This window comes from Shewanella woodyi ATCC 51908 (assembly GCF_000019525.1).
Lineage (GTDB): Bacteria > Pseudomonadota > Gammaproteobacteria > Enterobacterales > Shewanellaceae > Shewanella > Shewanella woodyi.
Genome location: NC_010506.1, coordinates 260,197 through 274,830, shown reverse-complemented (window position 1 = coordinate 274,830; position 14,634 = coordinate 260,197). Strand labels below are relative to the sequence as shown.

Sequence of the window (14,634 nt, the reverse complement as noted above, 5' to 3'; positions counted from 1 at the left end):
ATGCAAACAGATGATTGCTGGTGTAGCGGTGAAATTGCCGACCAAAGAGCCCGCAAAATAGGTATTGAGATGCTTGAGAATGACCAAGGTTCACAGCGACTTGGACTTAAGATCACCAAGCACAATGCTCGACAATGTCAGGTTGAAATGAGTGTCACATCAAACATGACCAATGGCCATGACATTTGCCATGGTGGGTATATTTTCTCTTTAGCTGACAGTGCATTGGCGTTTGCTTGCAATGGAGTAGGGGTTGTTGCGGTGACATCCGCAGCACAAATCGACTTTATGAACGCAGCAAATCTCGGGGACGTTCTATCGGCTGAGGCCACTGTTAAATTTCGTCAAGGACGTCAACTGATATGCGATGTAAAAATTTGTAATCAAGAGAGCCAACTCATCGCGCTTTGTCGTGGTCGCCAAGTGAGTCTCAATAACAGAGCGCAGACTCAAAATACTATAGGTAACAACATATGAAAGATGTATTTATTTATGATGCAGTTAGAACCCCAATAGGTCGATACGGTGGCGCTTTATCCGGTGTACGAGCAGATGATCTGGGCGCCTTGCCGATCAAAGCCTTAATGGGTCGTAATCCCAAGGTCGATTGGCAAAATATCGAAGAGCTATTTTACGGCTGCGCTAACCAAGCAGGTGAAGACAACCGAAATGTCGCCAGAATGTCAGGACTACTAGCTGGCTTACCAATAACAGTTCCTGGGGTGACCTTAAACCGCTTGTGTGGTTCAGGAATGGATGCTGTCGGCACTGCAGCTAGGGCCATTAAATCCGGTGAAATGAGCCTTGCGATTGCCGGAGGAGTCGAGTCAATGTCCCGTGCGCCTTTAGTCATAAATAAAGCAGAAAAGGGCTTTGATCGCAAGATGGAACTATTTGATACCACCATGGGCTGGCGTTTTATTAATGTCGCTTTGAAAGCAGAATACGGTGTCGACTCTATGCCTGAAACCGCTGAAAACGTGGCCGAAGCATTTTCTGTTAGCCGTGCAGACCAAGATAAATTCGCCTATCGAAGCCAGCAAAAAACTGCAGCAGCAGTTGATGAAGGACGATTTGAAAACGAGATAGTGTCCGTGAGTGTAAAGCGGGGTAAACAACACCTTGAATTTGATACTGATGAGCATTTTCGTCGAGAGACCAGCATTGATGGCTTATCTGAGCTATCCGCTCCCTTTCGAGAAGGAGGCAGTGTGACTGCGGGTAACGCATCAGGGATCAATGATGGTGCATGCGCCCTGTTGCTCGGTGATGCCGAGGCGCAGGCGTTATACGGTTTAACTCCTCTTGCCAAAGTCACTGCCATGGCAACCTCCGGCGTTGAACCACGATTGATGGGTATTGGCCCTGTGTCAGCGAGCAGAAAAGCACTGGCACTTGCCGGACTCAAGATTGAACAGATGGATGTCATTGAACTGAATGAAGCCTTCGCAGCGCAAGCTCTAGCCGTACTAAGAGAGTTAGGTGTCGATGATGATGACGCGCGTGTGAATCCCAATGGCGGAGCCATTGCTTTAGGCCACCCACTAGGAATGAGTGGCGCACGATTAGTGACAACAGCAGCTTATGAATTGCAACGTCGAAAAGGAAAATATGCCTTATGTACCATGTGCATAGGCGTTGGTCAGGGGATTGCCATTGTTTTAGAACGGTTGTAATAGTGAACACTTTTCAAACCACACATTGAACGCGATACATAAATAGTGTAACGTACCAGTAAAATGTATCGCTTTTATCGTTCAAATTTCAGCACTAATTGTAGGAACGCGTTATGAATATCACAGAAAATCAAGCAAGTGAGTCATTGGCAAATTTTGAACATAAAATTGCTGAAGAACAAAAAATAGAACCTAAAGATTGGATGCCTGAAGCTTATCGAGCCAATCTGATCCGCCAGATGTCTCAACATGCTCATTCAGAAGTAATAGGCATGCAGCCAGAAGGAAACTGGATCACTCGCGCGCCCAGCTTATTGCGCAAAATGATTCTGCTCGCCAAGGTACAAGATGAAGCTGGCCACGGTTTATATCTCTACAGCGCCACTGAGACCTTAGGTGTATCTCGTGAAGAGATGGTGTCGGCATTACATGAGAAGAAGGCAAAGTATGCTTCAATTTTTAACTACCCTTCATTGTCTTGGGCAGATATCGGCGCCATAGGTTGGCTAGTTGATGGCGCTGCTATCGTGAATCAAATTTCTCTGCAATTAACCTCATACGGACCTTACGCCAGAGCGATGGTAAAAATCTGTAAGGAGGAGAGTTTTCATCAGCGTCAAGGCTACAACATTCTTATTCAATTATGTGAGGGAACACCAGAGCAGAAACTCATGGCTCAAGATTCCCTTAACCGTTGGTGGTGGCCATCTTTAATGATGTTTGGCCCTCACGATAGTGAATCCGCTAATTCGCAAAAATCAATGAAATGGAAAATAAAGCGTCAATCCAATGATGATTTAAGACAGAAGTTCATTGACCAAACGGTTGAACAAGCAGAATTCCTTGGCTTAACCATTCCAGACCCTGATTTACGCTGGAACGAAGAAAGAGGTCATTACGATTTTGGTGAAATTGATTGGAATGAGTTTAAAAAGGTCATTTCAGGTGATGGTCATTGTAACCGAGATCGGATCAAGCATCACCAACAAGCCCATAAAGAAGGCGATTGGGTGCGCGCTGCAATGACAGCTTATGCAACAAAAAAATCAATTAAAAATGTCGCTTAAATTAGGAATGAACATGAGTAATTCATCAAGCTTTTACCAAACCAGCGAGCTATACGAAGTATTTATCCGATCGGCTCGTGGTCTTGAACACAAACATATCGGCAGTTTGCATGCTGAAAGTGCTGAACAGGCAATAACCTATGCCCGAGATGTGTATATCCGCCGCAGTGAAGGCCTGAGTATTTGGGTAGTGAAATCTTCAGATGTTCATTCATCTCAAGAGAGCGATATCGCACATTTTTACGATCCGATGGACGATAAGCCCTACCGCCATGCGCAGTTTGTTCAACTGCCCGATGCCATTAAAAACATGTAGTAAGGGTGAAATTATGAATGCGAATTTGTTGAAATATGTCACCGGACTAGCTGACGATAGCATGGTACTCAGCCAACGACTCTCTCAATGGTGCAGTCACGGACCCACACTGGAAGAGGATATTGCATTAACCAATGTCGCCCTTGATTACCTCGGGCGTGCAAGGATGTTTTATCAATACGCTGCCGAATTAGAAGGGCTAGGACGCTCAGAAGATGACTTTGCCATGTGGCGTTCGGAACGTGAATATTCCAATTTATTGATCAATGAACTGCCTAATGGCGACTTTGCTTTTACTTTAGTGCGCCAGTGGCTATTAGATGAGTTTTATCAACTCTATCTGTCCTCATTACTATTAAGTACCGATAAGACACTGACATCCATTGCAGCAAAAGCAATAAAAGAGACTGGCTATCACCTTATTCGTAGCCGTCAGTGGCTTGATGTTCTGGCCAATGGCACCGATGAAAGTCGTCAAAGAATCAATGATGCGTTGGACGAAATCATCGGTTACATCCCAGAGTTATTTACCAATACCGACGCCGAAAAAGCCTTACCAGATATCGCAGTAAGCAGAGCGGAGCTTGAACCACTCTGGCAACAACAAATAGCGCAGTTCTGTGAGCAGATTGGTTTAGTTTTCCCCGAAGTGCAGTGGCAAGTCACTGGCGGACGTGAAGGGGTTCATTCCGAGCATCTTGGTTACCTGCTAACCGAGATGCAGTGTTTAGCCCGAAGCCACCCCACGGCCAAGTGGTAGTCACTAGGATAACAAGATTATGACACTTAGCAGTGCAACTCATTCGGCAACAATAAACACGGTCACCGTGGAATATGCAGCCAGAAGGAAATTCAGGTTAAATCATGAGCACGGTAAGATTTTTGATCTCCTCGATGCGGTTTATGATCCTGAGCTAACTGGAGTGAGTTTGTGGGATCTGGGTGTTTTACAAAATGTCAGTCAGCAAGGCGCCCAATGGCTAGTGACCATTTCCCCCACTTACAGTGGCTGCCCTGCAATCGATATCATGATTGAAGACATTAAAGTCTGCCTTACCAATGCGGGGATGGAACCAGTAAAGGTTGAGACTCAACTTAGCCCAGCATGGACAACAGACTGGGTATCACCTGCGGGAAAGACAGCAATGATCAGTCACGGGATCGCAGCATGTGAGTCACAGGTTATCTGCCCTCAATGTCATAGCCAGCATGTCTCACGGTTAAGTCAATTTGGCTCAACCTCATGTAAAGCGCTATACCGTTGCCTAGATTGCTTAGAGTCGTTTGACTACTTTAAACCCCTATAAATGATGTCTGTTAATAGGCAAGCATGCTTTTGCCTATTAAACACATTAGCATTGTGATGGAATTACTATGAATAATGAATTTTACCAGCTTAATATTGCTTCTTTAGACCGTTCAACATCTGATTCAGTCGCGATAACCTTTGATGTACCTCAGGCTCTGCAATCGACATTTCGTTTTAAACCAGGCCAATACCTGACGTTGAAGCATGACATTGATGGGCAAGAAATACGTCGCTGCTATTCCATTTCAGCGCCAGTATCGAGCCATAAACTTGAAGTTGGAATTAAAAGCATTCCCGATGGGCTGTTCTCTAACTTTGCCAATAATCAATTGACCGTTGGTCAATCATTAGCGGTACTGCCGCCAACCGGTAATTTCATCTGCGATCTAAAGCAGCACACAAATATCTGTCTGCTTGCGGCGGGCAGCGGGATCACACCTATGTTATCAATTGCAGAAAGCGTCCTCGAAAACAGTACCGAGAGCCATATCAGCTTAGTTTATTCAAATAAGCAGATGCAGAGCATGATGTTCAGAGAGCGCCTCTCCTTTTTAAAAAATAGGTATATCAGCCGATTTAACTTCATCAATCTATTTAGCCGTGAAGATTCTGAGGTTGAGTTGTTTAATGGCCGTTTAACCCCTGAAAAAATATCTGCATTGATCAAGGCTGGGATTGTTCAACTCGATGCTTTTGACTCGTTTTTTCTGTGTGGGCCCAATGAGATGGTCGACAGCATTCGACAGGTATTACTAGAAAAGAATATTGATGCAGACGCCATTAAATCTGAACTGTTTTTTGCCGGTGATATCAGTCAGGCATTAAACCTTAAGCGACAAGAGGAATACGGTGAGCGGATCAGACAGGTAAAACTGAAAATTGATGGACGTAAACTCAGTATCGATTTGATCTCCGGCGGCAAAACCATCTTAGATGCAGCCCTTGATCAGGGTGCAGACCTGCCTTTTTCATGCAAGGGAGGGGTGTGTGCGACATGCAAAGCGAGAGTGATCAAAGGTAAAGTCGAAATGGATTTGAATCACAGCTTAACCGATGAAGAAATTAAACAAGGCATGGTACTCACTTGCCAATCTCATCCTGTTTCAGATGATGTAGAAATCGATTTTGATGTGACCTGATACCAGGCCTTTCTAATGGGGAAAGCTAGTGTCATTACTGCAACTATGTCAAAATCATCTCATAAAATGAGCATCGGGATATAGCTGTGGCGTCAGAAGACAATTATTTAAAATTCATTAATCAAAGAGTTGAGAAGTCCAGTAGTGGCCCCTCTATGCTTGTGACGCTATTTGGTGATTTAGTGTCTCAGCATGGGAATTGGATTTGGCTTGGCAGTTTAATTACCGGGTTAAAGCCCTTTGGCTATAGTGAGCGACTCATTAGAACCAGTGTATTTAGATTAGTTAAAAGCGATTGGTTGATCACCAAAAAAGTAGGGCGTCGAACCTATTACGCATTAAGTGAGACGGCAAAAGCCCATCATGACAAAGCAGCAAGAAGAATTTATTCCTCTGAACCTTCGTCACTAGCCGATGCTTGGACAGTGGTCATTCCAATATTTGTACCCGATAACGTAAAAGAGACATTTAAGAAGCAGTTGCAGTGGTTGGGATTTAGTCCTTTGACCAACGGCGCTTATGCGCATCTTGAGGTTGATAAACAGAGTTTAGAAGACACCTTATTAGAACTCGGCTTGAAAGATGCCGTCATCGTGTTGAGTTGCAAAGTCGATGGTTCACATTCTAAAAATGTCTTTAAGCGTTTAGTTAAAGAGTATTGGGGCCTTGAAACCCTAGAGGCGAGTTACAAAGAGTTTCTTGATGCGTACCGACCTTTAATCATCAAATTTAATAAAGGGAAGATGCCAAGTGATGAAACTTGTTTTCTTCTCAGAATACTCCTGATCCATGAGTACAGACGAATCCTTTTGAAAGATAAGCAGTTACCAGAAGACATGTTACCCAATGGTTGGGTTGGGTTTGAAGCCCACGAATTGGTCGGAAAATTATACGCCCAACTAGCTCAAGCATCTGTCAATTATGCGGTTGAAAATTTGGAGAATGCTCAAGGGCACTTACCCTATGTTTCAGCTAAATTCTGGCAACGATTTTTACTTAATAAATTGTCCGTAGAGCCATAAACCTAAAGCGAATACGGATTGAGGTGAATATGATCCGTATAGCAATTAGTTACCCTAAAACAAAAAACAATAATCCCACTGAACAGTTTGATATGGACTATTATCGCGAGCGACATATGGCGCTCGTCGAGATTAATTATCTGCCCCACGGCCTCATTAGGTGGGAACTGGACATCCCACAAATAGGCTTAGGCGAACCCCCCGTATTTGCGATTGGTTACCTCTATTTTACCAACCTACAAGAGATGAAAAACGCATTCAAACAAGCTGGTTCTATCGTACTTGCTGACATTATCAATTTTACCAATGTCACTCCGATTATCGTTGTTAGTGAGATAACAATAATGGGAGGTTCACATGAATAATCCTCTTTGTCATGTCCGTTATCTGTGCATAGAAACCGGTATTCAACTTAACGTCACCGATAATAATACCTTAGCCGTCATTGAAATTAACTCTCCTCCAGTCAATGCGATTTCTCAACAACTTAGAGCTGAGTTATTGATTCTATTCCAATCCCTGGCTTCACAAGATTTACACTCAGTTTTACTCACCTGCACAGGTCGTACTTTTGTAGCAGGTGCCGATATAAAAGAGATGGACACAGAGCCACTTGAGCCACACCTTCCTGAGTTGATAGCCACTATAGTCCGCTTCCCAAAACCCGTTATTGCCGCTCTACATGGCACAGTACTCGGTGGAGGGTTGGAACTCGCCCTAGCTTGCGATTACCGTCTAGCAGTCAGCAAGACTAAACTGGGATTGCCTGAAGTGAATTTAGGTATTATTCCTGGTGCGGGTGGCACCTTGAGGCTAATGAATTTAATTGGCGTTAAAGCTGCCATCGAATTTGCGTGTACAGGCAAACCTCAAAATGCGGATGAGTGGCTAAATACGGCGTTAATTCATAAGCTGGTGCACAAAGGTGATCTCACAGAGCAAGCCTTAAGCTTTTGTCGACAGCTGACGCTAACAGAAAGCAAGCAAAACACTGAGGCCGACTTCTCAATTCAAGGACAATATATTGATTGGGATAGCACAGAGAAAAGAGTTAAACGTCTCGCAAAAGGAGTTGAAGCACCTGCACTATTACTCAATGAAATCAAAGCAATATATAGCTTAGGTTTATCTTTTGAACATGCACTGAAACGTCAACGTCGTTTATTTTTACAATTGCGCGACTCAGACCAAGCCAAAGCACTTCGGTATGCTTTTTTTACCGAGAAAAAGAACCAAAAACTGGCAACTTCAACATCATCCACCAGAACTATAAATACCGTCGGAGTCGTGGGCGCTGGTAACATGGGTGTAGGGATCGCTCGCTGTTTTATCGATGCTGGCATGGACTTGATATGGATAGAGCAAACCGAAGAAGCCTTGCTACGAGGCATGGATAATTTACGCAAAGGCTACCAGTCAAAAATAACAAAAGGACACATGACTGAGCAAGATCTAGATGACAAGATGCAGCTAGTAAAAGGAAGTACTGTCTACGACCGTTTAGCACCTTGCGATCTGGTCGTTGAGGCTGCATTTGAAGATTTAGAAGTAAAAAAAATCATTTTCAAAGCTCTTGATCAACACTGCAAAGATAGCGCGATTCTAGCGACTAACACCTCATATCTGGATATTAATAGCATTGCCAAAGTGACCAGTAGGCCTGATCAAGTAGTCGGTTTGCACTTTTTTAGTCCAGCCCATGTAATGAAATTAATCGAAATAGTTAGAGCAGAGAACACTGCCGATGACGTGATTAAAACCATGTTGGCACTCGGTGTAAAACTTAGAAAATACCCCGTTGAAGTAGGCGTATGCTTTGGATTTGCAGCCAATCGCATGTACACTCGCTATGGACGCGAAATTCAACAGATGTTACTCGAAGGTAACAGCATAGTGGCGATAGATGAAGCCATGACCTCTTTTGGAATGGCCATGGGTCCTTTAACTGTACAAGATCTCAGTGGGATAGATATTGGGTATCAAGCAAGAGCAAAACAAGCTGATAAACCCTATGATCTTGGTTATTTTAGGCCCTCTGCATCCATGGTTGAAAATGGACGTTTGGGCCGAAAAACTCAGGCAGGCTTTTACCAATATTTAGCCTCTGGTGAGAAGGTAGAGTCACAAGAAGCTCAGTTATTAGTGGATAACGAAGCAAAAAAACTCTCAATAATCCCACATCGGTTAACAGCCGAGGCAATCCAACAAAGGGCGATGTTAGCTCTGGTGAGCGAAGGTTTGCTTATCATTGATGAGGGAATTGTAAATGATATCAGTTTACTCGATATCATCTGGCTACATGGCTATGGCTTTCCTCGCTTTAAAGGAGGACCTATGTACTGGGGCGCAAAATTAGGCTGTGCAGACATTGATGAAAAACTGCAATTATTACGACACCAATACAGTGCAGATATTTGGCCTGAAGTCACCCTAAGTAACTTAAAATAATATACAAACTTTCACGAGGTTATTTATTCGATAATTAGATGAATAGCCTCAACTTTATATATTACTCTCGTCACTGTTTTAAATGACCTGTTATTTCTCCTCAGAAAGTGCACTTTATTACAACACTATGTGCATGTTTCGTCATGGCCTCCCCCCATCCTTCTTATTAATATATTTATCACGATTATAACTATAAATAAGATGACGATATGAACGAAAAAGTAAAATATAATAACTATAGCAACAGCATTATTGTACTGTCTTTGTTATTCAATGCGCCTGTATTTTCTGAAGAAAGTGATAAAAAAGAGAAAAGCCAAACACTCGAAGTGATTACGGTGACCGCGCAAAAAAGAGTTGAATCACTACAAGAAACACCTATCGCAGTGACCGCATTTACCGCCGATGGCCTTGAAAAAATGCAAGTTGGCAATATTGCAGAAATAGAAAATTTCACCCCCAATTTAGTGTTTGATACCTCATCTCCAATAGGTGGCTCATCAACCAGTGCGGCCGTTTTCATACGCGGGATCGGCAATACAGACTTCAGTTTAACCACAGATCCAGGTGTAGGGACGTATATTGATGGCGTATATGTCTCTCGTTCTATCGGTGGCGTATTAGATCTCCTTGATGTTGAGAGAATAGAGGTGCTGAGAGGACCACAAGGCACCCTATTTGGCCGTAATAGTATTGGTGGGGCTATTAATATTACTACGCGTAAGCCATATGATGAGCTTGCTGGCCGTTTAGATCTCACTTTGGGTAGCTTTAATCGAACTGATGTTCGTGGCTCAATTGATATTCCTTTTACAGACGAATTACTGTCCACATTTGCCTTTTCAAGTAAACGCAGAGATGGCTTTGTTGAACGCCCGCTCATAGGCGATGAACTCGGTAATGAAGACCAACTTGCGTTTCGTGGAGCCTTATATTACGAACCCAATGATGAGTGGAATTTTCAACTCTCCTTTGACCATTCAGATATAGACGAAGAGAGTGCAGCTAATGTCGCCGTGGGCTTTACCCCTGGTGCAGGCACAATAGGTTGGGCACTGGCGACCTATCCAACATTATCACCAGATGCGGCAATCGTTGCAGGACTTAAAGACTTAGACAAATACATAACCAAAGATGATAAAGACGTATCCTATGGAACATACAACAATGGCAGCAGCGCAACGGTAGATGGAGCCTCATTTGTCGCCAATACTCATCAAGACAATTTTGACCTTAAATACACTGCAGCATATCGTAGAACGAAGGCTGCATTCCATGCAGATGCCGATAACACGCCATTTCAAATTACCGAGATTTCAAACCCAGATTATTATCATAAGCAGATTAGTCATGAGCTTCAGTTCTTGGGCACCGCTATGGATGACCAAATCAAGTACATTGCTGGGGTCTATTACTTTGATGAAAGCGGTACTGATAATGTGTTTGTTCCACTGCACCTACCAACCCCAGATTTAAGCGCTGGTTTCCCTGCTGGGTTAAATAACTATGCCGACGTTGAGAACTCTAGTCTTGCTGAATATTTACAAGCAACTTGGGATATTAACGACACATTCTCAGTCACGGCAGGTGTTAGACACACACTAGATAAAAAGCAATTTGATTATACCCAGTACCTTGCTGCTGACATTCAAGGCAATCCGTTACCGTTTTTCCCTGGTGCTGTTGATGAAACAGGTACATTTCGCCCCGGACTCTCACCATTAGTGGGCAATGGCAGTGGCTCTATTTCTGATAATTTTGAGCAGACAACATTTAAGCTTGGTGTTGATGCCATATTAGATGACGGCACTCTTCTGTATTACAGCTTCTCTCAAGGATTCAAAAGCGGAGGGTTTGTTTTACGCTACGTAGAATCGGTAGCCGCACCTCGTACCTTTGAACCAGAAACCTTAGATGCACATGAAATAGGAATCAAATGGCAAAGTGATAATGAGCGTATCCGAGTCAACGGCGCGGTGTTCTATTCAGACTATCAGGATGCACAAGTCACCTTTTTTGACAAACTCGGCGGGCCAATTACAGCCAACGCTGGAGAGATTGACATTAAAGGCGTAGAGCTTGAGATAACCGCCTTAATCACAGACGATCTCATTCTTGATATTGGCTACGGCTACATTGATGCAGCATACAATAACATCAATCCCGTTGAAGGTTTATCATTGACCTTAGATAAGTCCGCTAAGCTAGTAAATACACCTGAGAACTCATTACACATTGGTTTAGATTACAGTCTTTACTTCGATGAAAGCGATATCGCTTTCAGAGTTGATTATGCGTATACCGATGATGTATTTAATGACTCTCAAAACTCAAAATTTCTATTTCAAGAAGCCCACGACATGTTTAATGCTTCAATTAGATATAATTTAAATGAAAGTGTTGGCTTCGTTGCTTTCGTCAATAACCTAACCGATAAAAGAGTTATTAAAAGTGGCAACTCTAATTTCGGCCTTGGTTTTCACTCTGCAAGTTATAATAAACCAAGAGAGTTTGGCCTAGCCGTTAAATACACTTTCTAAGAGGAATTGAGATGACAAATATATATAAAGTTGCTGTTGTACAAGCCTCTCCTGTATTTATGGATTTAGATGCAACGGTTGAAAAAACAATTGAATTGATTGAAAAGGCTGCTAAAGAGAATGCAAAGCTCATCGCATTTCCTGAATGTTGGATCCCTGGTTACCCATGGTGGATATGGCTAAACGCCCCCATAAATAACCTTAAATACATACAAACTTATCATGAAAACTGTTTAGTTTTGGATAGTGAATCTTTTAATAAAATCAAAGAATCAGCCAAAATAAACAACATTTTTGTCAGCCTTGGGGCAAGTGAGAAAGATCATGGCTCACTGTACATCTCACAATTTTTATTCAGTAACCAAGGTGAGCTAATTCAAGCCAGAAGAAAGTTGAAACCCACTCATGTTGAAAGAACTTTATTTGGTGAAGGCGATGGCAGCGACCTTGATGTTTTTGAAACTGAACTAGGCCGTTTAGGCCAATTGTCCTGTTGGGAGCACTTACAACCTTTAACCAAATACACCATGTTCAGTAAGCATGAACAGGTGCATATTGGCTGCTGGCCATCATTTAGCTGTTACCAACAAGCTTTCTCATTAGGGCCAGAGTTGAACAATGCACTATCACAAGTTTATGCCGCTGAAGGACAGTGCTTTGTATTGGCACCGTGCGGAATTGTTTCACCAGAAATGATAAACCTCATGGTGGAAAATGAAGAACAGGGGGAAATGCTGAAAGAAGGTGGTGGTCATGCACAAGTATTTGCGCCTGACGGTAGCCCCATGTGCATCAAATTAGCCGAAAACGCTGAAGGTTTAATATTTGCAGACATTGATCTAGGGTTAATTAATATCGCTAAATCGTTCGCTGATCCTGTTGGACATTACGCTAGACCTGACGTGACTCGTCTATGGTTTAACCCATCGCAGCAGCCTGTAGCTTCTCAATTTTGCCTAGAAGATGAAGATCTGGAGACTGAGGAAGCCCAATTAACTAAGCATTCAGACGAATAAGGAATAGATGATGAATAATATGCCTAAAAATTGGACTCCACCGGCTCCCGCTTGGACATCACTATGGAAGACCGATGAGGAAAACTTAGTATGTGGCCTATTTGCAATTCAAGGTCAACATTCTGCGCCATTAGATGACTGGGCTAAAAAAGCATTTACTGGAGAGTTTTCGCCAAAATTATTGGAACAAGGAATGTTTACCGATAAAGCAGGCATCACTAACTATCTTTATATCGCTTATTGGTTTGCCAGTGACTACAAGACATGGTGGCAGCAAAGTGCAGCTAACAGCTGGTGGGCATCTCCCCTGCTTGATGAGGGAGATATAAGTGTTTGGCGTGAGGTGTTTACTATGCCTCATCAACGTTTCGAAACCCTACACTCATCAGAAAATGCTCATGGCGCTGCACGCTTATCCCCCTCATTAGAAGGACCCATGATGGAACATGGTTATTCGGGCGCTGCACGTGACCGAATACCCTGTTCATCATCGCAGGATATTAAGAATGACAACAGTATATGGGAGCACTTACAAGTTAATGTTGAAAATAAGAGCAATAGAATAAAATTGTCCCCACCGAAGAACATGTGTGTGATTCGTTCCGGCCAAGATTGGACTCATTGCGAAGAAGATGAAAAAGAGTACTACCTAACCAATGTTCATACTGTGCTAAAAAAAGGTATGGATTACTTATCTAACAACCCCGTCAAAACACATTGCGCTTCAATGCGTTTTATCACTAAAACCGATGGAAACTGGTGTTCAGTCGAACAAACTTTTGGTCTTGGATATGGCAATGATATTTATGCTTTTGAAAACTGGGCTAAGAGTCACCCCACGCATATAGCCATTTTCGACCGATTTATGGGGATGGTAGAGAAGTACAATGTGGACTTAAAACTTCAACTATGGCATGAGGTTACACTTATCCCCGAGCAAGACTGTGAGTTTGAATATATCAACTGCCATGGCCAAACAGGTTTGTTGTGTTACATTAACATTTGACTAATATTTAAGCAGGTACGGAGTTTATGTCTTTTTTAATTAACGACGGTTATAAAAAAATGACATTGGATGTTGCGAGTTATGAAAGGATTGATTATTGGAGAGAGCAAATTTGCCATGAGTTTGTCCAGTTAGACTGTGAGCCTTTGAACAAGGATCGCTTTCACGGAGAGATTAGAGGGGGACTTAATTTTGGATTATTAAGCGTCTCTGAAGTTCAAGGTGAAGCACAGATTGTCACCCGGACGAAACAGCAAATAGCTCACTCCAGTGAAGCGTATTTTTTAATGAGCTTTCAACTTTTTCAACAAGGAGTGGTTAAGCAGAATGGTCGAGAAGCCATATTACAGCCCGGCAGTTTTACACTCTATGATAGCAGTGAACCTTATAGCCTCACGTTTGAAAAAGAGTTTCATCAACTGATTATTCAGATGCCGAAACACGTACTGAGTCGTTATTTAATCCATCCTGAAAAGTATACCGCCGTCCCTCTTTCTGGCAAGGAAGGTATTGGTGCAGTGCTCAGCAATTTCATTTTCTCAGTGGTTAAAGAGTACAAAGAGTTAGATACGATTCATCCAGAACTCGTTGAAAACTTCTTGAATATGATTGCCATGGCTTATTCTTGCTCAGTTATGCATAACAAGCTGAAGAAGAAAGCGCTTTCCAAAGATGCGTTAGTGGAGCGAGTACTAAGCTACATTGAAAACAACTATGCAAATCATCAACTATCAAACCAACACATTGCTGATGCCCATGGGATCTCTTTGCGTTATCTCTATAAATTATTTCAAAAGCAAGAGCACACTATTCATCAAATTATTCAAAAAAGAAGATTAATGATGAGCCGACAATTGCTGCAAGAAGACAGTAAATTTGATTTCAGTTTAGATAGCTTATCTTACGCCGTTGGTTTTACCTCATCATCACATTTCTCGAGAGCCTTTAAAGATTATTTCGGCGAATGTCCTCGCGATTTCAGACAGAAAATTTTTCTCGAATCCACGCGAGATAGTTAACAAAAAACGAGTGTGCTAGCGGTAAGAGAGGCTTTGAAGGCTAAAAAATTTTCCTTTAAACTCAATAGGGGTACAA

At 42.6% G+C, this 14,634-nt stretch carries 14 protein-coding genes; all 14 read left to right on the top strand.

The features are described 5' to 3' along the window. The 14 genes from SWOO_RS01140 to SWOO_RS01075 all read left to right on the top strand — a co-directional run bounded on the left by SWOO_RS01140 (position 1) and on the right by SWOO_RS01075 (position 14,558). Positions 1-477 carry a hotdog fold thioesterase gene (locus tag SWOO_RS01140; protein ID WP_012322873.1) on the top strand — a complete coding sequence of 159 codons (477 nt, stop codon included), beginning with the start codon at positions 1-3 and terminating at the stop codon, positions 475-477. Continuing rightward, positions 474-1,676 carry a 3-oxoadipyl-CoA thiolase gene (pcaF, locus tag SWOO_RS01135; protein WP_012322872.1) on the top strand — a complete coding sequence of 401 codons (1,203 nt, stop codon included), beginning with the start codon at positions 474-476 and terminating at the stop codon, positions 1,674-1,676. The genes SWOO_RS01140 and pcaF overlap by 4 nt, the downstream gene beginning before the upstream one ends. A 113-nt stretch (positions 1,677-1,789) precedes the next feature. Further along, positions 1,790-2,743, top strand: coding sequence for a 1,2-phenylacetyl-CoA epoxidase subunit PaaA (gene paaA, locus SWOO_RS01130; protein WP_012322871.1), 954 nt, complete (start codon positions 1,790-1,792; stop codon positions 2,741-2,743). A gap of 13 nt (positions 2,744-2,756) precedes the next feature. Continuing rightward, on the top strand, positions 2,757-3,059 hold the full coding sequence (paaB, locus tag SWOO_RS01125) for a 1,2-phenylacetyl-CoA epoxidase subunit PaaB (RefSeq protein ID WP_012322870.1): 303 nt from the start codon (positions 2,757-2,759) through the stop codon (positions 3,057-3,059). A 13-nt stretch (positions 3,060-3,072) separates the two neighbouring features. Beyond that, positions 3,073-3,819, top strand: coding sequence for a 1,2-phenylacetyl-CoA epoxidase subunit PaaC (gene paaC / locus SWOO_RS01120; RefSeq protein ID WP_012322869.1), 747 nt, complete (start codon positions 3,073-3,075; stop codon positions 3,817-3,819). A 19-nt stretch (positions 3,820-3,838) separates the two neighbouring features. After that, positions 3,839-4,366, top strand: a complete 528-nt coding sequence (gene paaD / locus SWOO_RS01115) for a 1,2-phenylacetyl-CoA epoxidase subunit PaaD (RefSeq protein ID WP_012322868.1) — start codon at positions 3,839-3,841, stop codon at positions 4,364-4,366. Between the two features lie 67 nt (positions 4,367-4,433). Beyond that, entirely contained in the window at positions 4,434-5,507 is a 1,074-nt protein-coding gene (locus tag SWOO_RS01110; RefSeq protein WP_012322867.1) for a 2Fe-2S iron-sulfur cluster-binding protein, read from the top strand. Between the two features lie 155 nt (positions 5,508-5,662). After that, positions 5,663-6,529 carry a PaaX family transcriptional regulator gene (locus SWOO_RS01105; RefSeq protein WP_049774208.1) on the top strand — a complete coding sequence of 289 codons (867 nt, stop codon included), beginning with the start codon at positions 5,663-5,665 and terminating at the stop codon, positions 6,527-6,529. 29 nt (positions 6,530-6,558) lie between these two features. Next, positions 6,559-6,894 carry an EthD family reductase gene (locus tag SWOO_RS01100; RefSeq protein WP_012322865.1) on the top strand — a complete coding sequence of 112 codons (336 nt, stop codon included), beginning with the start codon at positions 6,559-6,561 and terminating at the stop codon, positions 6,892-6,894. Then, positions 6,887-8,977 carry a 3-hydroxyacyl-CoA dehydrogenase NAD-binding domain-containing protein gene (locus tag SWOO_RS01095; RefSeq protein WP_012322864.1) on the top strand — a complete coding sequence of 697 codons (2,091 nt, stop codon included), beginning with the start codon at positions 6,887-6,889 and terminating at the stop codon, positions 8,975-8,977. The genes SWOO_RS01100 and SWOO_RS01095 overlap by 8 nt, the downstream gene beginning before the upstream one ends. Before the next feature lie 209 nt (positions 8,978-9,186). After that, positions 9,187-11,517, top strand: a complete 2,331-nt coding sequence (locus tag SWOO_RS01090) for a TonB-dependent receptor (protein WP_012322863.1) — start codon at positions 9,187-9,189, stop codon at positions 11,515-11,517. Positions 11,518-11,528: 11 nt separating this feature from the next. Further along, a complete protein-coding gene (locus tag SWOO_RS01085; protein WP_012322862.1) occupies positions 11,529-12,533 on the top strand; it encodes a carbon-nitrogen hydrolase family protein in 1,005 nt (334 codons plus the stop codon). Between the two features lie 7 nt (positions 12,534-12,540). Next, a complete protein-coding gene (locus tag SWOO_RS01080) occupies positions 12,541-13,539 on the top strand; it encodes a phenylacetaldoxime dehydratase family protein (protein WP_012322861.1) in 999 nt (332 codons plus the stop codon). A gap of 26 nt (positions 13,540-13,565) precedes the next feature. Then, positions 13,566-14,558 carry an AraC-like ligand-binding domain-containing protein gene (locus SWOO_RS01075; protein WP_012322860.1) on the top strand — a complete coding sequence of 331 codons (993 nt, stop codon included), beginning with the start codon at positions 13,566-13,568 and terminating at the stop codon, positions 14,556-14,558. The last annotated feature ends 76 nt before the right edge of the window (positions 14,559-14,634 follow it).

Coding starts and splice junctions, on each gene's coding strand:
- SWOO_RS01080 (WP_012322861.1), top strand. CDS start 12,541: ATGATGAATAATATGCCTAAAAATTGGACTCCACCGGCTCCCGCTTGG.
- SWOO_RS01075 (WP_012322860.1), top strand. CDS start 13,566: ATGTCTTTTTTAATTAACGACGGTTATAAAAAAATGACATTGGATGTT.
- SWOO_RS01110 (WP_012322867.1), top strand. CDS start 4,434: ATGAATAATGAATTTTACCAGCTTAATATTGCTTCTTTAGACCGTTCA.
- pcaF (WP_012322872.1), top strand. CDS start 474: ATGAAAGATGTATTTATTTATGATGCAGTTAGAACCCCAATAGGTCGA.
- paaA (WP_012322871.1), top strand. CDS start 1,790: ATGAATATCACAGAAAATCAAGCAAGTGAGTCATTGGCAAATTTTGAA.
- paaD (WP_012322868.1), top strand. CDS start 3,839: ATGACACTTAGCAGTGCAACTCATTCGGCAACAATAAACACGGTCACC.
- SWOO_RS01095 (WP_012322864.1), top strand. CDS start 6,887: ATGAATAATCCTCTTTGTCATGTCCGTTATCTGTGCATAGAAACCGGT.
- SWOO_RS01105 (WP_049774208.1), top strand. CDS start 5,663: ATGCTTGTGACGCTATTTGGTGATTTAGTGTCTCAGCATGGGAATTGG.
- SWOO_RS01100 (WP_012322865.1), top strand. CDS start 6,559: ATGATCCGTATAGCAATTAGTTACCCTAAAACAAAAAACAATAATCCC.
- SWOO_RS01090 (WP_012322863.1), top strand. CDS start 9,187: ATGAACGAAAAAGTAAAATATAATAACTATAGCAACAGCATTATTGTA.
- SWOO_RS01085 (WP_012322862.1), top strand. CDS start 11,529: ATGACAAATATATATAAAGTTGCTGTTGTACAAGCCTCTCCTGTATTT.
- paaC (WP_012322869.1), top strand. CDS start 3,073: ATGAATGCGAATTTGTTGAAATATGTCACCGGACTAGCTGACGATAGC.
- paaB (WP_012322870.1), top strand. CDS start 2,757: ATGAGTAATTCATCAAGCTTTTACCAAACCAGCGAGCTATACGAAGTA.
- SWOO_RS01140 (WP_012322873.1), top strand. CDS start 1: ATGCAAACAGATGATTGCTGGTGTAGCGGTGAAATTGCCGACCAAAGA.